This is a genomic window from Vibrio sp. R10-SG-ISO4, assembly GCF_059834135.1.
In genome coordinates this window covers 1-18,763 of record NZ_JCBDHJ010000003.1, presented here as the reverse complement: position 1 = coordinate 18,763, position 18,763 = coordinate 1, and the positions used below count along the sequence as shown (strand labels likewise).

The window sequence follows — 18,763 nt, the reverse complement described above, 5'->3', positions numbered from 1 at the left end:
GTTTTGTATGTACGACTACCGCAGCGCCGCGCTCGAGGTGCTGAACACTGAAATTGATGCACTCAAGCAGCTCGACCAATACTTCAATGACGATTTTGCCAAGGCGTGCGATCTCATTTTGAACAACCGTGATGGCAAAGTGGTCGTAATGGGGATTGGCAAATCTGGCCATATTGGCAATAAAATTGCCGCCACGCTGGCGAGCACAGGCACATCGGCGTTTTTCGTCCACCCAGGCGAAGCCGCGCATGGCGATCTCGGCATGATTGATCCCAATGATATCGTGCTGGCTATTTCAAATTCCGGCGAATCTTCAGAAATCTTGGGCCTTTTCCCTGTGCTTAAGCGCCTAAATATCAAAATCATCAGCATGACCGGCAAGCCAGAATCCAACATGGCTAAGCTGTCTGATTTGCATTTGCAAATCACGGTGCCAAAAGAAGCCTGCCCACTAGGCCTGGCGCCTACCTCTAGCACCACGGCAACGCTGGTGATGGGTGATGCACTGGCGGTTGCCATGCTCCAAGCACGCGGCTTTACCGCCGAAGATTTTGCGCTCTCCCACCCGGGCGGCGCTTTAGGTCGTAAGCTACTGCTGAAGCTGTCAGACATCATGCACACCGGTGAACAACTGCCTTTGGTGACGCCAACCACAGTGATTCGCGATGCACTCTTGGTCATCAGCGAGAAAGGGCTGGGCATGACGGCCGTGGTCGATGAAGCGCAAAAACTGGTCGGCATTTTCACCGATGGTGATTTACGTCGTATTCTCGATAAACGTATTGATATCCATACCGCGTTAATCGGTGATGTCATGACCACGCACCCAACGACGGCCAGCCCAGACATTCTCGCCGCAGAAGGTCTGGCTTTGATGCAAAACAAAAGCATCAATGGCCTGATTTTATGTCAAGAACAACGCGTCGTGGGCGCACTGAATATGCACGATTTATTGAAAGCGGGAGTGATGTAATGTCTGCGATGATTGACACTCTTTACCAACCCGTGGAACCGAATCTGTTTGCGATTGCCAAACAGATTAAACTGCTTATTTGCGATGTCGATGGGGTGTTTTCTGACGGCCTGATTTACATGGGTAATCAGGGCGAAGAACTCAAAACCTTTCACACTCGCGATGGCTATGGCGTCAAGTCCTTGATGAATGCAGGGATTGAGATTGCCATTATTACCGGGCGCCGCTCTGCGATTGTCGAAAATCGCATGAAAGCACTGGGAATTACGCTAATCTATCAAGGCCAAGATGACAAACTTAAGGCATACCAAGACATTTGCGACAAGCTCAACATTGCACCTGAGCATACCGGTTACATTGGTGATGATTTGATTGATTGGCCAGTTATGGATAAAGTCGCGCTCAAAGTGTGCGTGGCGGATGGTCACCCATTGCTAGCTCAGCGCGCCAATTATGTCACGGCTATTCGTGGCGGACATGGCGCCGTGCGTGAGGTGTGCGACCTGATCCTCCAAGCACGCGATGAACTGGATACTCACAAAGGTTTGAGTATATGACACTAACCCGTATTGGCTATCTACTCTTGCTACTTGTTGTCGCCATCAGTGCTTACACTCTGATCAACAAGCAGCAAAGTTATGATATTCAAGTTGATCCGGACACAGAACTGCCCATGTTCAGTGGTCAAGGCTTAGAAAATACCTCATACAATGAACAAGGGGTTCGCAGCTATGTGATCACGTCTGCTCATTTGGATCACTTCGCGCAAAGCGGCGATACCGTTTTTCAAAGCCCTGTGCTAAAAGTCTATCGAGACGGCACAGTGCAAGAGTGGGAAGTCACCGCAAAACGTGGTGTCCTCACCAAAGATCATGTATTGACTCTGTATGAAGACGTTCTGACCACCAACTTATTGCCAGATTCTGGCTTTGACACTCTGTCCACTGACACCATGAGTATTCAATTGGACAACCGAGATTTTTGGGCTGACAACCAAGTCACTTTAGTCGGCCCACAGTTTGAAACAGTAGGGCAAGCCATGAAAGGCAACTTTGCAGATAACAACGCAACCCTCTACAAACACGTACAAGGTAGATATGAAACTCTCACACCTTAGTCTGATTTCCTGCTTGTTACTGACAAGCAACGCCATGGCCCTCTCAACCGACCGAGATCAGCCCGTATACATTGACTCTGACAGTCAACAGCTCGATATGCAGAGTAACCAAGTCACCTTCCTCGGCGATGTGAAGCTCAAGCAAGGCAGTATCAACATCAACGCCGACAAAGTGGTAGTGACTCGAGATCCTGCCGATGGTTCCATTCAAGAGATTGAAGGGTATGGGGATTTAGCGACTTTTTCCCAGTTGACCGACGATGGTAAAACCCTTTACGGTGAAGCGAAAGAGCTCTACTACAAGATGAGCGATGATCAACTGACGATGATTGACCAAGCGATGCTATCTCAAGACGACAGCGTGATTCGCGGCAGCAAAATTCGCTATAAAATCTCTTCACAGAAGTTGATTGCAGACGGCAAAGAGAAAGGCGACCGCGTGTCGACGGTTCTTCAGCCACAAACGGTACAAGAGTAACGAGCTAAAACGTCGCGATCACTCGCGAAAGCATCACTAAAGCGAAACGTAGCTATTTCGATACGTAACTATATCGATACGTAACTACAGCGATACGAAACCATAGCGACACAAAAAATTATGGCGATATTAAAAGCGCAAAACTTAGCGAAAACCTACGGCAATCGAACCGTCGTGACCGACGTCAGCCTGCAAGTCGAATCGGGCCAAATCGTCGGGTTGCTCGGCCCGAACGGCGCGGGTAAAACCACCTCCTTCTACATGATCGTAGGGTTAGTGGCTCGTGACGAAGGCTCTATCAGCATTGATGACAACGATATCAGTATTTTGCCGATGCACAGCCGCTCTCGCATGGGCATTGGTTACCTGCCTCAAGAAGCGTCGATTTTTCGTAAGTTGTCGGTCGAGGACAACATCATGGCGGTACTTGAGACACGTGAAGAGTTGACCCGTGAGCAGCGCCAAGACCGCTTGGAAGATTTACTTGAAGAATTCCACATTCAGCACATTCGACACAGTGCGGGTATGGCATTATCAGGGGGAGAACGTCGCCGAGTTGAAATCGCGCGAGCATTAGCGGCCAATCCACAGTTCATTTTGTTGGATGAACCCTTTGCTGGGGTCGACCCCATTTCCGTTATCGACATCAAGAAAATCATTGAACACCTCAGGGATAGAGGTCTCGGTGTCTTGATCACTGACCACAACGTTCGAGAAACACTGGATGTGTGTGAAAAGGCATACATCGTTAGCCAAGGCCATCTGATTGCAGAGGGCACACCGAGCGAAGTGTTGAACAACGAGCAGGTGAAACAAGTTTATCTTGGTGAACAATTCCGTCTATGATTACAGTAAGTAACAGAGATAATAATAGGACGAACAAGAAAGTTCTCCAGCATTAAGGCAAGCATTACTGAATGAAACCCTCATTACAACTCAAGCTAGGACAGCAGTTAGCCATGACGCCACAATTGCAACAAGCGATTCGCTTATTGCAGTTGTCGACCTTGGATCTTCAACAAGAAATTCAGGAAGCATTAGACTCCAACCCACTACTCGAAGTGGAAGAGGCCAATGACGAGGTAAACGTTGAAGAAAAAAACCGTACTGAGGAAAAAGAGAGCCGCAACGAGGCGTCAGACTCGGATTCTGCAGAACCTGAATTTTCCGAGGTCGAGACCCAAGACAGCTCCGAAATGATTGAAAAATCGGAAATCAGTAATGAGCTTGAAATCGATACTACATGGGATGATGTCTACAGCGCTAACACCGGCAGCACAGGGTTAGCCGTTGATGATGACATGCCGGTTTATCAGGGTGAAACCACCCAATCTCTCCAAGATTACTTGGTGTGGCAACTGGATCTGACCCCGTTTAGCGACACTGACCGCACCATAGCACTCGCGCTCATTGATGCCATTGATGACTACGGCTACCTCACCGTTTCACCGCAAGATATTCTCGACAGCTTCGACAATGAAGAGATCGAAATCGAAGAGATTGAAGCGGTGCGTAAACGCATCCAGCAATTTGACCCACTCGGCGTCGGCTCTGTGAACTTGCAAGATTGCTTGCTGCTGCAACTGGCGACCTTCCCTGAAGAGACCCCTTGGCTTGCGGAAGCGAAAAAGGTGCTGACCGATCATATTGATCAATTAGGTAACCGCGACTACAAACTGATCATTAAAGAGACTAAGCTCAAAGAAGCCGAGCTCAAAGAGACCTTAGCACTGATTCAACAGTTAGCTCCTCGCCCTGGTAGCCGGATCGCTGAAGATCACGCCGAGTACGTTATCCCTGATGTGTCGGTGTACAAAGATCATGGCAAATGGGTGGTGACCATCAATCCCGACTCTGTGCCACGTTTGAAAGTCAACCAACAGTACGCGGCGCTCGGTAAAGGCAACAGTGCCGATAGCCAGTACATTCGCACCAATTTGCAAGAGGCGAAATGGCTGATCAAAAGCTTAGAAAGTAGAAATGAGACGCTACTCAAAGTTGCAAAATGTATTGTTGAACATCAACACGATTTCTTTGAGTATGGCGAAGAAGCCATGAAGCCGATGGTATTGAACGACGTCGCATTAGCGGTTGATATGCACGAGTCCACCATCTCACGGGTTACGACACAAAAGTATATGCACACCCCTCGTGGCATTTTTGAGTTGAAATATTTCTTCTCTAGCCATGTCAGTACCGACAATGGCGGAGAGTGCTCATCCACTGCAATCCGAGCACTCATTAAGAAGCTGGTCGCTGCCGAAAACAGCGCTAAACCTCTTAGTGACAGTAAGATTGCAGCACTACTCGCTGACCAAGGAATTCAGGTCGCAAGGCGGACAATAGCTAAGTACCGTGAATCTCTAGGGATCGCCCCGTCGAGTCAGCGTAAACGCCTGCTATAAGGCCAACAACCGAGAAGGAAAGTCTATGCAAATTAATATTACCGGTCATCACGTCGAGCTCACCGATGCAATGCAAGACTACGTAAACGAAAAGTTTCAAAAGCTAGAGCGGTTCTTCGATCACATCAACAACGTCCATGTGGTACTTCGAGTTGAAAAAGTCCGTCAGATCGCTGAAGCTACCCTTCACGTAAACCAAGGCGACATTCACGCCTCTTCAGACGAAGAAAACATGTACGCGGCGATCGATTCGTTGGTCGATAAACTCGTGCGTCAATTGAACAAGCACAAAGAAAAGCTAAATACCCACTAAGTCCATAACCATGCAACTACGCGAAATCCTTACACTGGACTGCACGAAAAGTGCAGTTCAGTGCACCAGCAAAAAACGAGCCCTAGAAATGATCAGTGAAATTGTGGCTGATAAAACAGGCCAAAGTTCCACTGAATTATTCGAATGTATGCTCAGCCGCGAAAAAATGGGCAGTACTGGCATAGGAAATGGAATTGCCATTCCCCATGCTCGTATGCAATCGAGCGACAAAGCGATTGCCGTTCTACTGCAATGCGAATCGCCGGTCGAATTTGATTCCATCGACAATCGCCCTGTCGATCTGATGTTTGCGCTTCTGGTCCCTGACGAGCAGTGCAAAGAGCATTTGAAAACCCTCTCGAGTATGGCAGAACGCCTCAACGACAAACAGGTCCTCAAACAGCTGCGCAAAGCTCAGTCTGATCAAGAACTTTACGACATCATGGTAAATCAGTAATGCGCTTAATTGTGGTCAGCGGTCAATCGGGTGCCGGGAAAAGCGTGGCACTGCGTGTCTTAGAAGACCTCGGATACTATTGCGTCGACAATCTACCGGTGGATCTGTTGGATGTGTTTATCCAGAGAGTGCAGACCAGCAAACAGAGCGTTGCGGTCAGTATTGATATCCGCAACCTGCCCTCAGAGCCAACACTACTGGAAGACATCCTGACCAAACTTAAGCAATCGTCGGATGCCAGTGTGTTGTTTCTCGATGCCAACAAAGAGACCTTGCTCAAACGCTACAGTGAAACGCGCCGCATCCACCCGCTGACATTAACCCAGCACAACACCTCCCTTGAGCAAGCGATCGAAAAAGAGAAATGCCTCCTCGCCCCGCTCAAAGAGCAAGCCGACTTGATCATCGACAGCAGCAGCCAATCATTGCATGAGCTGAGCGAAACCGTGCGCATGCGCGTGGAAGGCCGCGAACGCAAAGATTTGGTGATGGTGTTTCAGTCGTTTGGTTTTAAATATGGCCTACCTTCTGATGCCGACTACGTGTTCGATGTGCGCTTTTTACCTAACCCACATTGGGATCCGTCGCTCCGGCCGTTGACTGGCCTCGATACGCCAATCAAATCGTTTTTAGAGCAGCATCAAGAGGTGCTGGAGTTAAAACGACAAATCCAAGGATTTATTGAGCAGTGGTTGCCGCTGCTTGAAAAAAATAATCGCAGCTACCTCACCGTAGCCATAGGTTGCACCGGCGGGAAACATCGCTCGGTCTACCTCACTCAGCAGATTGGCGAGTACTTTGCCCAGCTGGGCCATCAGGTCCAAATTCGTCATACCTCTCTAGAGAAACATCACAAGGAATAGCCGTATGCAGCAAGAGAGCAGAACCGTCCTCATTCAAAATCGACTTGGCCTTCATGCTCGTGCTGCCGTCAAATTGGTCGAGCTTGCTCAATCCTTCGATGCCGTGCTCACCATCCAAAACCCTGAAGGCAAAGAAGCCACCGCAGACAGTGTGATGGGTCTACTGATGCTTGAGTCCGCTCAAGGTGAACACGTGACGATCAGCGCAGAAGGCAGCGATGCCTCACCCGCCTTAGAAGCGGTCTGCTCGCTGATCGAAGACAAGTTCGACGAAGAGGAATAGCGCCGATTCGGCCCTCACTCGCACACGCTACCTTTTAATTCCCCCCTTAGAACGCCACTCGCCTTCCATTCATCACGTGGGTGCACTTTTCTCCTCGGCAAAGTCGTATCATGAGGTTACTTAACGTAAGATTTAAGTTACTATTCAATCCATTGTGAACCATTAGAGTCAGGGGGAATCCATGGCCGAGCAAATTGAATTCGATCAAGCTCACCAAGCCCTGCAAGAAGTATCTGAAGCGCTCGAAAACGGCCGCTTCGTCCATGTCCGTCGCCAATTGCAGGACATGGAACCCGAAGATATCGCCCATCTCCTCGAAGCCTCACCTCGTAAAAGCCGTGAAGTCCTTTGGCAACTCACCGATCCAGAAGATTACGGTGAAATCCTCGACGAGCTCAACGAAGACGTCAAAGACGACTTGGTGTCCAAAATGGCACCAGAAAAGCTCGCCGAAGCCACCGAAGGGATGGACACCGACGATGTCGCTTACGTACTGCGAAGCCTACCGGATGATCTCTCTAGAGAAGTTCTGTCCCAAATGGATTCGACAGAGCGTCTGCGCATTGAAACCGCGCTCTCTTACCCAGAGGACTCAGCCGGTGGTCTAATGAATACCGATGTCATCACCATTCGTGGTGATGTCGATGTGGATGTCGTGCTGCGTTATCTGCGCATGAAAGGCGAGCTTCCAGAAGCGACGGATGCCTTGTATGTCATTGATGAAGAGAACCACCTTATTGGTGAACTGCCCATTACCACGCTGATTACGACTCAGCCCGACATCAAAGTCGCCGAAGTAATGGAAGATGCGGATGAAGCCATCGAAGTGACCATGAGCGACTCCGACGTCGCCAGCTTGTTTGAACGCCGTAATTGGGTCTCAGCGCCGGTTATCGATGAGAACAAACATCTGGTTGGGCGTATTACCATCGATGATGTGGTCGATGTCATCCGAGAAGATGCCGAGCACTCCATGATGAGTATGGCCGGTATGGACGACGACGAAGATACCTTTGCGCCCGTGGTCAAATCAGCCCGAAAACGCAGCATTTGGCTTGGGGCCAATGTGTTAGCGGCGCTTGCAGCGGCCTCGGTATCGAACATGTTTGAAGCCACACTCGAGCAGATGGCCGCTATTGCCGTCTTGATGACCATAGTGCCTTCGATGGGCGGCGTAGCAGGCAATCAGACGGTCGCGCTCGTCATCCGTGGCTTGGCATTGGGCCATATCGGTGACGCCAACAAACGTGAACTATTAATGAAAGAAGCCGCCATCGGTCTGCTTAACGGCATTTTGTGGGCATTGATCATCGGCGGGATCGTGATTGCTTGGAAAGGCGACTGGATGCTTGGAGGCATCATCTCTGCCGCCATGCTCACCAACCTGTTTGTTGCCGGTGTGGCTGGCGTAATGATTCCAGTGCTGCTGAAAAAAATGAACATCGACCCTGCATTGGCAGGCGGCATGGCGCTCACTACTGTCACCGACGTCATCGGTCTGTCGGTCTTTTTAGGCTTAGCGACGCTGTTTGTTTAACTCAGCCGCCAACAGATATTCAACAGATATTTCAAAAAGACAAAGCGCGACCCAAGGGCCGCGCTTTTTGTTTGTGACACTCAGCGCAAGTGCTAAGAGAGCAGGTTACCCATTGATGTTGGGACCAAGCCACTTCTCCGCTTCCAACATGTCCCAACCTTTGCGCTGTGCATAGCTCTCCACCTGATCTTGCTGGATTTGAGCAACGGCAAAGTAGCGCGAGTCAGGGTGAGAGAAGTACCAACCCGAGACAGAAGCGCCAGGGAACATCGCATAGCTCGACGTCAGCGTCATGCCTATGGTGTTTTCAACGTCCATGAGTTCCCAAATTGCGCCCTTCTCTGTGTGCTCAGGACACGCAGGATAGCCCGGTGCAGGACGAATGCCTTGGTATTTCTCGCGAATCAACTCCTCGTTGGATAAGTTCTCATCGGCCGCGTAGCCCCAGATCTCTTTGCGCACCCGCTCATGCAAGTACTCGGCGAACGCTTCGGCCAAACGGTCTGCCACCGCCTGAATCATAATGGCATTGTAATCATCCCCTTGCGCTTTGTATTCATCGGCCAACTCACGCTCATTGATGCCACCTGTCACCGCAAACGCGCCAATCCAATCCGCTTTACCGGATGATTTCGGTGCGATGTAATCCGACAAACAGTAGTTGTAACCTTTAGGTTTTTCCGTCTGTTGACGTAAGTTGTGCAACACTTTAGCCACCTCGGTACGCGACTCATCGGTGTACACTTCAATGTCATCGCCAACGCTGGCCGCTGGGAACAAAGCACACATGCCCCGGGCTTGCATCAAGCCCTCTTTTTCAACGCGATCCAACAGAGCGTTGGCATCTTCGAACAAGCGTTTCGCCTCTTCACCGACCTCTTCATGGTCAAAGATTGCTGGGTATTTACCGACCAAGGACCACGTCATAAAGAATGGCGTCCAATCGATGTATTGGCGCAGCGTTGCAATATCAAAATCATCAAGCACATGCACACCGGGTTTCAAAGGGACCGGCGGCGTGTAGCTTTGCCAATCAATTGCCACTTTATTGCTTTGCGCCTGCTCTAAGCTTACCGGCTTAGTGCGGGGTTTCTTACGGTTATGTTGATCGCGCACCACGTCGTAGTCCGCTTGCAGCTTTTCAACAAACGCTGGCTTTAACGTCTCAGACAACAGTGAGGAACAGACCCCGACCGCTCGTGAGGCATTATTCACATACACCACAGGTTGTGAGTAATTTTGCTCAATTTTCACTGCGGTATGCGCTTTCGATGTGGTCGCGCCACCAATCAAGAGTGGCAAATCGAAGTTGAGGCGCTCCATCTCTTTGGCAACATGCACCATTTCATCCAAGGATGGGGTGATCAGGCCAGACAAACCAATGATGTCTACCTTCTCTTCTTTTGCGACTTTTAGGATTTGCTCGCACGGCACCATCACACCTAAGTCGATAATTTCGTAGTTATTACACTGCAGCACCACACCAACGATGTTTTTACCTATGTCGTGAACATCGCCTTTTACGGTCGCCAGCAGAATCTTACCGTTGGTCGAGCCGGCTTGTTTCTCTGCATTAATGTACGGCTCTAGGTGAGCCACGGCTTGCTTCATCACACGCGCGGATTTCACCACTTGAGGAAGGAACATTTTCCCTTCACCAAACAGGTCTCCAACCACGTTCATGCCATCCATCAGTGGCCCTTCGATGACCTCAAGAGGCTTGCTCGCATTGATTCGCGCCTCTTCTGTATCGTCAACAATAAACTCGGTGATGCCTTTCACTAGCGCATGTTCCAAACGCTTTTCAACAGGCCATGTGCGCCATTCCAGTGCTGAGGCATCCTCTTCTTTGCCGACCCCTTTTTCGGCGTATTCGCCGGCAATATCCAATAAGCGCTCGGTGGCATCAGAGCGGCGGTTAAGCACCACATCCTCTACCGCTTCACGCAGCTTGTCTGGAACGTTGTCATAAATTTCTAACTGACCGGCGTTGACGATGCCCATGTCCATGCCGTTCTTGAAACAATGGTAGAGGAACACCGCATGAATTGCTTCGCGTACATAGTTATTACCGCGAAACGAGAACGACACGTTGGATACGCCACCTGAAATCATCGCATACGGCAGATCGCGTTTGATGTCTGCTACGGCTTCAATGAAATCGACGGCGTAGTTGTTGTGCTCTTCAATACCGGTGGCCACCGCGAAGATGTTCGGGTCAAAAATGATGTCTTCCGGTGGGAAGCCCACTTCGTTAACCAAAATACGATACGCGTTAGTACAGATCTGAAGTTTACGCTCACGCGTCTCCGCCTGACCCACTTCATCAAATGCCATCACAATCACAGCGGCGCCGTAGCGTCGGATCAGCTTGGCCTGCTCAATGAATTTCTCTTTGCCTTCTTTGAGCGAAATCGAGTTAACGATGCCTTTGCCTTGGATGCATTTCAGACCCGCTTCAATCACCTCCCACTTCGACGAGTCGACCATAATCGGCACACGGGAGATTTCAGGCTCAGAGGCGCACAAGTTAAGGAAGCGCACCATGCAGGCCTGCGCATCAAGCATGCCTTCGTCCATATTGATATCGATGATTTGTGCGCCGTTTTCCACTTGCTGACGTGCCACTTCCAGCGCTTCATCATACTGCTCTTCTTTAATAAGACGCTTGAATCGTGCCGAGCCCGTGACGTTAGTTCGCTCGCCGACGTTAATAAATAGCGTCTCTTTCTCAATAGTGAGCGGCTCTAACCCTGACAAACGGCACGCGACGGGGAGCTCTGGCAGTGCGCGCGGCGTCACGCCATCGACCACACGGGCCATTTCACGAATATGCTCTGGCGTGGTACCACAACAGCCCCCAATTAAGTTAAGAAAGCCGCTTTTCGCCCACTCCTCAACATGTTGCGCCATCTCTTGTGGCGACAAGTCATACTCACCAAACGCATTCGGCAAACCGGCGTTTGGGTGCGCCGAGACAAAAGACTCCGAAATACGCGAGAGTTCATCGACGTAGGGACGTAGTTCATCAGGGCCAAGTGCACAGTTCAAGCCAAACGATAACGGTCTAACGTGACGCAGTGAGTTGTAAAAAGCTTCGGTAGTCTGGCCAGAGAGCGTACGTCCAGAGGCATCAGTAATCGTCCCTGAAATCATCACAGGCAGGGTAATGCCGAGCTCTTCAAATACGCTGTCAACGGCAAACGCACACGCTTTGGCGTTGAGGGTGTCAAAAATGGTTTCGATAAGAATCAGATCGCTGCCGCCTTTGATTAGGGCACGCGTCGACTCAGAATACGCCTCGACCAACTGATCAAAGCTGACATTGCGATAACCTGGGTCGTTCACATCAGGAGAGATGGAACAGGTGCGGTTGGTTGGGCCCAATACGCCCGCGACATAGCGAGGTTTGTCCGGCGTTTTTGCCGTCCATTCATCGGCCGCCTCACGTGCAAGTTGGGCCGCTGCGAAGTTAATCTCTTCGCTTAAACTCTGCATGTCGTAGTCGGCCATCGCAATCGTGGTGGCATTAAAGGTATTGGTTTCGAGAATATCCGCACCGGCTTCTAAATAGGCGCTGTGGATCTCTTTGATCAATGTAGGCTGAGTCAACACCAACAGATCGTTGTTCCCTTTTAAATCACAATGCCAATCGGCGAAACGCGTACCACGATAATCTTGCTCTTCGAGCTTGTAACCTTGGATCATGGTGCCCATACCACCATCGATCAAAAGTATTCGTTGTTGCAATTGCGCTTCGATTTGCTGCCTTACATTACTTCCCACAGTACTGCCTCATTCCTTTCGTTATTTCCCCATCCTATCACAGATCAAAAAGGAGTCTAGACGTCTAAACGGTAAAAATACGTCTCACACCACGGGTAAAAATCATTTGCTATTTGAACAAGTCAGTAACAAAATTCTTGTTCATAATTTGTTACATACTGGAACGCTCATGTCAGTCTACTACACACTCTGCTTTTTATCGGCTGCGGCAATGCTGATTGCCTTTGTAAACAGCAAGATAGGTAAAATGCAGACCACCATCGCCATCACTGCGGGCTCTATGGTGCTGTCGTTACTCATTTTGGTTGCAGGCCAAAATGATTGGTTCCAACTGACAGACATTGCGTCAAAGACGGTCGCCAGCATCAACTTCGAAGATTTTTTGTTGAAGGGGATTCTCGGCTTTCTCCTCTTCGCTGGCGGATTGGGTATCAAACTGCCCAACCTTAAAGATCAAAAATGGGAGATCACTGTCTTAGCCTTGGGCGCCACGCTGTTTTCGACGTTCTTCATCGGATTTGGTCTTTATGCTTTTTGCCAATGGCTGCACATTCCGTTTGATCTGGTGTACTGCTTACTCTTCGGGGCACTGATCTCTCCGACGGACCCGATTGCCGTGTTAGCGATTGTCAAAAAGCTCGATGCCCCCAAACGTATCTCGACCCAAATTGAGGGAGAGTCCCTTTTTAATGACGGCTTTGGCTTGGTCATTTTCGTCACTCTTTACACTATCGCTTTTGGTCACGACACGCCGACACTAGGCAGCGTCGCCTTGCTGTTCGCACAAGAAGCGATAGGTGGCATTGTGTATGGCTTTGCCTTAGGGCTCTTGTTCCACTACCTGATCAGCGCGACCGACGATCACTCTATGGAGCTGCTGCTGACCATCGGCATTCCCACTGCAGGTTATGCCTTTGCCGAGATTTTGCATGTGTCGGGCCCGTTAGCAATGGTGGTATCAGGAATCATGATCGGTAACTGGACGCGCTTTATCGGCTTTTCAAAAGAGAGTGAAGATCACCTCGACCATTTCTGGGAGCTGATCGATGAATTCCTTAACGGGGTCTTGTTCCTTTTGATCGGTATGTCGATGTTGCTGTTTGAATTCCATCAAGAAGACTGGATCATGATGGCGGTCGCCGTTCCTTTGGTCTTGCTTTCGCGTTATCTGAGCGTGTTTTTCTCTTACGTAGGGTTTAAGCGCTATCGCACCTACAACCCTTGGTCCATCAAAATCCTTACCTGGGGCGGCCTAAGAGGTGGATTAGCGCTGGCCATGGCACTCTCCATTCCCTCTGGCATTTGGGTCATTCAAGATAAGCTGATTGACGTTAAAGAGATCATCCTGGTTATGACTTACTCTGTAGTGGTATTTTCCATCTTAGTGCAAGGCTCTACCATTACCCCAATGATAGAGAAAGCCAAACGGGCAGAACAGCAAGCCTAATCGATGCAGCATAGTGCATAAGTGCCAGCGAAATACGCTGGCATTTTTCTACCTGTATCGGATAAATGACATCCGATTGCAGCTATCGCCAAGCAAAATGTCTACTATGACTCTTCGATAGGCGCCCCCATCTTTGGCTACATTATGGAAATCCTCTCTTTAGACATTCGCACACTTAACTTCACGGTTATCGTCTTCTCCTTTATTTATTCTTCAGGCTTGTTCTTTTATCAAACCTCGCAGAAACAAGTTCTTGGACTAAACCGACTGGCCGCTGGCATCTTTATGATTGGCTTAGGGCCGATGTTTTTAGGTTTTCGAGGAACCGCGCCAGAGTGGCTGACCATAGTGCTCGCCAATACCCTCATCATGCTGGGTTTTCTTTTTACCGTGAAAGGCATCTGCTCGATTCGCGCCTATCACAGTAAAGGAGTGCGATGGCTAGAGGGGGCATTGCTGCTAGCAGGTCTACTGTTTGTTTTCTTTACCTATGTAACGCCATCCATCAATGCCCGTATTCTTATCTTAAGCGCCTACCTCAGCGCCTCCTGTTTTTTCGCGGCTTGGGCACTGCTTAAGGGCGAGAAGGACGATGCCAAATTTCCACTTCTCATGATGGTGATCCCATTTGTCAGCTATGGCAGTTTTATGGTATTTCGCATCATCTATACCGCGCTCGGACCTACGATTAGCAGTTATATGAGTTCTGGACTGATTCATGCCCTGACCTACCTATTCTGCATCATATTAATGGTTGCCATTAGCCTGAGCATGTTATGGCTCATCAATGCGAGATTGCTCGACTCCATCCATCAGTTGTCACAAAAGGATCCATTGACAGGACTCTATAACCGACGAGCGATGGACTCGTTACTGCCTTCTCTAGTTTGTCAATCGAAAGAGGAACATCTGCCCCTTAGCGTGATAATGACCGATATCGATAACTTCAAACAGATTAACGATGAGCTAGGGCATCTGGTGGGAGACAAAACCATTGAGAAAGTCGCCAAGCTTATGCAGCACTCTCTACCAGACTCGGTTTTGGCAATACGTTTTGGCGGTGATGAGTTTATGCTACTGTTACCCAAGCACACAGCGGAAGAAGCGATTCAACAAGCAGAACTATTGAGGCAAAAGGTGTCGCTGAACCCTATCGTCAGTAGTGTTCATCTTGATTGCACCATGAGCTTTGGCGTCGCAGAACTCAAACGCAGTGACTCGGTGGATGACCTACTCTCCAATGCCGATATTGCCCTCTATGAAGCCAAAAATGGTGGACGAAACCAAGTGGTTGTTGCCCAGTGACCGCAACCATTTGTTGAGAAGCCCTGCCTATAGCAGAGCTTTTCACATCTATACTGTCTGTACAAAGGTGACATTCAGAAAGCGGGAGCTGACCCATAGAAACTAGAGACTTCGACTCTGCTGAAAACGCTGAGTTGATGGCAATTTGTATTGCTTTGATGCGAAGAAGCCTACTTTTCTACCTGTAGTAGTACAGCTGGATACGAGTTGCTGGCTGAGCAGGGGAGAGTAGATGGTCCAGCATTCCGGCCCGCGAGAAAGTGCACAGCACTTTCAGGAGCGTTAAACGTAAAAAAGCCCAGTCTTTCGACTAGGCTTTCTAATAAGTGGCGGAGTGGACGGGACTCGATGGTCCGGCATTCCGGCCCGCGAAAAAGTGCACAGCACTTTCGGGAGCGTTAAACGTAAAAAAGCCCAGTCTTTCGACTAGGCTTTCTAATAAGTGGCGGAGTGGACGGGACTCGAACCCGCGACCCCCGGCGTGACAGGCCGGTATTCTAACCAACTGAACTACCACTCCGCAGTGGTGTCACTCGCCTAAGCAAGTGTCCATAATTTGAAGCCTGGCGATGTCCTACTCTCACATGGGGAAACCCCACACTACCATCGGCGCTAATTCGTTTCACTTCTGAGTTCGGCATGGAATCAGGTGGGTCCAAATCGCTATGGTCGCCAAGCAAATTCTTTAATTCGGAAAGCTGTTTTCAGTTCTTACACATTCAATGTTCTTTCATTGAGTCCATCAAAACCCTTTGGGTGTTGTATGGTTAAGCCTCACGGGCAATTAGTACAGGTTAGCTCAACGCCTCACAGCGCTTACACACCCTGCCTATCAACGTTCTAGTCTCGAACAACCCTTAAGGATACTTAAAGTATCAGGGAAGACTCATCTCAGGGCTCGCTTCCCGCTTAGATGCTTTCAGCGGTTATCGATTCCGAACTTAGCTACCGGGCAATGCGTCTGGCGACACAACCCGAACACCAGAGGTTCGTCCACTCCGGTCCTCTCGTACTAGGAGCAGCCCCCTTCAATCTTCCAACGCCCACGGCAGATAGGGACCGAACTGTCTCACGACGTTCTAAACCCAGCTCGCGTACCACTTTAAATGGCGAACAGCCATACCCTTGGGACCGACTTCAGCCCCAGGATGTGATGAGCCGACATCGAGGTGCCAAACACCGCCGTCGATATGAACTCTTGGGCGGTATCAGCCTGTTATCCCCGGAGTACCTTTTATCCGTTGAGCGATGGCCCTTCCATTCAGAACCACCGGATCACTATGACCTGCTTTCGCACCTGCTCGAATTGTCATTCTCGCAGTCAAGCGGGCTTATGCCATTGCACTAACCTCACGATGTCCAACCGTGATTAGCCCACCTTCGTGCTCCTCCGTTACTCTTTGGGAGGAGACCGCCCCAGTCAAACTACCCACCAGGCACTGTCCTCACCCCGGATAACGGGGCTAAGTTAGAACATCAAACATACAAGGGTGGTATTTCAAGGTCGGCTCCACAGATACTGGCGTACCTGCTTCAAAGCCTCCCACCTATCCTACACATGTAGGCTCAATGTTCAGTGCCAAGCTGTAGTAAAGGTTCACGGGGTCTTTCCGTCTAGCCGCGGGTACACTGCATCTTCACAGCGATTTCAATTTCACTGAGTCTCGGGTGGAGACAGCGTGGCCATCATTACGCCATTCGTGCAGGTCGGAACTTACCCGACAAGGAATTTCGCTACCTTAGGACCGTTATAGTTACGGCCGCCGTTTACCGGGGCTTCGATCAAGAGCTTCGACCGAAGTCTAACCCCATCAATTAACCTTCCGGCACCGGGCAGGCGTCACACCGTATACGTCATCTTACGATTTTGCACAGTGCTGTGTTTTTAATAAACAGTTGCAGCCACCTGGTATCTGCGACTCTCAATAGCTCCATCCGCGAGGGACTTCACCGTCAAGAGCGTACCTTCTCCCGAAGTTACGGTACCATTTTGCCTAGTTCCTTCACCCGAGTTCTCTCAAGCGCCTTGGTATTCTCTACCCGACCACCTGTGTCGGTTTGGGGTACGATTCCAACTTATCTGAAGCTTAGAGGCTTTTCCTGGAAGCATGGCATCAATGACTTCACGCCCTTGGGCGCTCGACGTCGTGTCTCAGCCTTAAAGAGAGCCGGATTTACCTAACTCTCAAGCCTACGCACTTGAACCTGGACAACCGTCGCCAGGCCCACCTAGCCTTCTCCGTCCCCCCATCGCAATAAGTTGAAGTACGGGAATATTAACCCGTTTCCCATCGACTACGCCTTTCGGCCTCGCCTTAGGGGTCGACTTACCCTGCCCCGATTAACGTTGGACAGGAACCCTTGGTCTTCCGGCGAGGAGGTTTTTCACCCCCTTTATCGTTACTCATGTCAGCATTCGCACTTCTGATACCTCCAGCATGCTTTACAACACACCTTCAACGGCTTACAGAACGCTCCCCTACCCAATACCTAAAAGGTATTGCCGCAGCTTCGGTTTATAGCTTAGCCCCGTTACATCTTCCGCGCAGGCCGACTCGACTAGTGAGCTATTACGCTTTCTTTAAATGATGGCTGCTTCTAAGCCAACATCCTAGCTGTCTAAGCCTTCCCACATCGTTTCCCACTTAGCTATAATTTGGGACCTTAGCTGGCGGTCTGGGTTGTTTCCCTCTCCACGACGGACGTTAGCACCCGCCGTGTGTCTCCCGGATAGTACTTACTGGTATTCGGAGTTTGCAAAGGGTTGGTAAGTCGGGATGACCCCCTAGCCTTAACAGTGCTCTACCCCCAGTAGTATTCGTCCGAGGCGCTACCTAAATAGCTTTCGGGGAGAACCAGCTATCTCCAGGTTTGATTGGCCTTTCACCCCTAGCCACAAGTCATCCGCTAATTTTTCAACATTAGTCGGTTCGGTCCTCCAGTTGATGTTACTCAACCTTCAACCTGCCCATGGCTAGATCACCTGGTTTCGGGTCTATATCCAGAGACTGAGCGCCCAGTTAAGACTCGGTTTCCCTACGGCTCCCCTAGATGGTTAACCTTGCCACTGAATATAAGTCGCTGACCCATTATACAAAAGGTACGCAGTCACGGAACAAAGTCCGCTCCTACTGCTTGTACGTACACGGTTTCAGGTTCTATTTCACTCCCCTCACAGGGGTTCTTTTCGCCTTTCCCTCACGGTACTGGTTCACTATCGGTCAGTCAGTAGTATTTAGCCTTGGAGGATGGTCCCCCCATATTCAGACAGGATATCACGTGTCCCGCCCTACTCGATTTCACTGAATGTGCGTTGTCAACTACGGGGCTATCACCCTTTATTGCCGGACTTTCCAGACCGTTCGTCTAACGCATATAAAGCTTAAGGGCTAGTCCAATTTCGCTCGCCGCTACTTTCGGAATCTCGGTTGATTTCTTTTCCTCGGGGTACTTAGATGTTTCAGTTCCCCCGGTTCGCCTCGCTACGCTATGTATTCACGTAGCGATACCTGCTTATGCAGGTGGGTTTCCCCATTCGGAAATCCCAGACTCAAATGGTTTTTACTACCTAATCTGGGCTTATCGCAAGTTAATACGTCCTTCATCGCCTCTGACTGCCAAGGCATCCACCGTGTACGCTTAGTCACTTAACCATACAACCCCAAAGGGTCTTATTGGCTCATTTACTTTCACTTTGAAAAGTGAAAACAAACTAAGCAACCAAAGTTGTCTGCAATTATTTAAACATGATGCAGACTCGATTTTGCCGGACTCAAATATGAATAAGTGCCTAGAGACT

At 49.8% G+C, this 18,763-nt stretch carries 14 protein-coding genes, 1 tRNA gene and 2 rRNA genes; 13 read left to right on the top strand and 4 right to left on the bottom strand.

The window, feature by feature from the left end; genetic code table 11:
• Window positions 1-7 precede the first annotated feature (7 nt).
• From AC6R03_RS02670 to mgtE, 11 genes are all read left to right on the top strand, one after another.
• Complete coding sequence (locus tag AC6R03_RS02670; RefSeq protein ID WP_500631418.1) at window positions 8-973, top strand: KpsF/GutQ family sugar-phosphate isomerase; 966 nt, start codon at window positions 8-10, stop codon at window positions 971-973.
• Window positions 973-1,530 carry a 3-deoxy-manno-octulosonate-8-phosphatase KdsC gene (gene kdsC, locus AC6R03_RS02665; protein ID WP_500627770.1) on the top strand — a complete coding sequence of 186 codons (558 nt, stop codon included), beginning with the start codon at window positions 973-975 and terminating at the stop codon, window positions 1,528-1,530. The genes AC6R03_RS02670 and kdsC overlap by 1 nt, the downstream gene beginning before the upstream one ends.
• Window positions 1,527-2,090 (top strand): LPS export ABC transporter periplasmic protein LptC, encoded by a 564-nt coding sequence (gene lptC, locus AC6R03_RS02660; RefSeq protein WP_500627771.1) that lies wholly within the window; start codon window positions 1,527-1,529, stop codon window positions 2,088-2,090. The genes kdsC and lptC overlap by 4 nt, the downstream gene beginning before the upstream one ends.
• A complete protein-coding gene (lptA, locus tag AC6R03_RS02655) occupies window positions 2,071-2,568 on the top strand; it encodes a lipopolysaccharide transport periplasmic protein LptA (protein WP_500627772.1) in 498 nt (165 codons plus the stop codon). Before lptC ends, lptA begins: the two co-directional genes overlap by 20 nt.
• A 120-nt stretch (window positions 2,569-2,688) precedes the next feature.
• Complete coding sequence (gene lptB / locus AC6R03_RS02650) at window positions 2,689-3,414, top strand: LPS export ABC transporter ATP-binding protein (RefSeq protein ID WP_500631417.1); 726 nt, start codon at window positions 2,689-2,691, stop codon at window positions 3,412-3,414.
• Between the two features lie 71 nt (window positions 3,415-3,485).
• Entirely contained in the window at window positions 3,486-4,973 is a 1,488-nt protein-coding gene (locus AC6R03_RS02645) for an RNA polymerase factor sigma-54 (protein WP_500631416.1), read from the top strand.
• 25 nt (window positions 4,974-4,998) lie between these two features.
• The gene (gene hpf / locus AC6R03_RS02640; protein ID WP_334553461.1) at window positions 4,999-5,286 is read left to right on the top strand and encodes a ribosome hibernation promoting factor; all 288 of its coding nucleotides are present in this window, start codon (window positions 4,999-5,001) and stop codon (window positions 5,284-5,286) included.
• Between the two features lie 10 nt (window positions 5,287-5,296).
• Window positions 5,297-5,743: a PTS IIA-like nitrogen regulatory protein PtsN gene (gene ptsN, locus AC6R03_RS02635; protein ID WP_334553460.1), complete on the top strand. Its 447-nt coding sequence runs from the start codon at window positions 5,297-5,299 to the stop codon at window positions 5,741-5,743.
• Window positions 5,743-6,606 carry an RNase adapter RapZ gene (rapZ, locus tag AC6R03_RS02630; RefSeq protein WP_500627839.1) on the top strand — a complete coding sequence of 288 codons (864 nt, stop codon included), beginning with the start codon at window positions 5,743-5,745 and terminating at the stop codon, window positions 6,604-6,606. Before ptsN ends, rapZ begins: the two co-directional genes overlap by 1 nt.
• A 4-nt stretch (window positions 6,607-6,610) precedes the next feature.
• Window positions 6,611-6,889, top strand: coding sequence for an HPr family phosphocarrier protein (locus AC6R03_RS02625; protein WP_334553456.1), 279 nt, complete (start codon window positions 6,611-6,613; stop codon window positions 6,887-6,889).
• Between the two features lie 181 nt (window positions 6,890-7,070).
• A complete protein-coding gene (gene mgtE, locus AC6R03_RS02620; RefSeq protein WP_334553454.1) occupies window positions 7,071-8,426 on the top strand; it encodes a magnesium transporter in 1,356 nt (451 codons plus the stop codon).
• Between the two features lie 105 nt (window positions 8,427-8,531).
• On the opposite strand, the gene metH is transcribed toward mgtE, so the two are convergent.
• A complete protein-coding gene (gene metH / locus AC6R03_RS02615; RefSeq protein ID WP_500631415.1) occupies window positions 8,532-12,212 on the bottom strand; it encodes a methionine synthase in 3,681 nt (1,226 codons plus the stop codon).
• 169 nt (window positions 12,213-12,381) lie between these two features.
• Between metH and AC6R03_RS02610 the strand changes: the two genes are divergently transcribed.
• Window positions 12,382-13,659, top strand: a complete 1,278-nt coding sequence (locus tag AC6R03_RS02610) for a cation:proton antiporter (RefSeq protein WP_500631414.1) — start codon at window positions 12,382-12,384, stop codon at window positions 13,657-13,659.
• A gap of 144 nt (window positions 13,660-13,803) precedes the next feature.
• Complete coding sequence (locus AC6R03_RS02605) at window positions 13,804-14,964, top strand: GGDEF domain-containing protein (protein ID WP_500631413.1); 1,161 nt, start codon at window positions 13,804-13,806, stop codon at window positions 14,962-14,964.
• 443 nt (window positions 14,965-15,407) lie between these two features.
• Here AC6R03_RS02605 and AC6R03_RS02600 read toward each other — a convergent pair.
• From AC6R03_RS02600 to AC6R03_RS02590, 3 genes are all read right to left on the bottom strand, one after another.
• Window positions 15,408-15,484, bottom strand: a tRNA-Asp gene (locus AC6R03_RS02600).
• A 41-nt stretch (window positions 15,485-15,525) separates the two neighbouring features.
• Window positions 15,526-15,641 (bottom strand): 5S ribosomal RNA (gene rrf / locus AC6R03_RS02595).
• Between the two features lie 86 nt (window positions 15,642-15,727).
• Window positions 15,728-18,617 (bottom strand): 23S ribosomal RNA (locus AC6R03_RS02590).
• Window positions 18,618-18,763 lie beyond the last annotated feature (146 nt).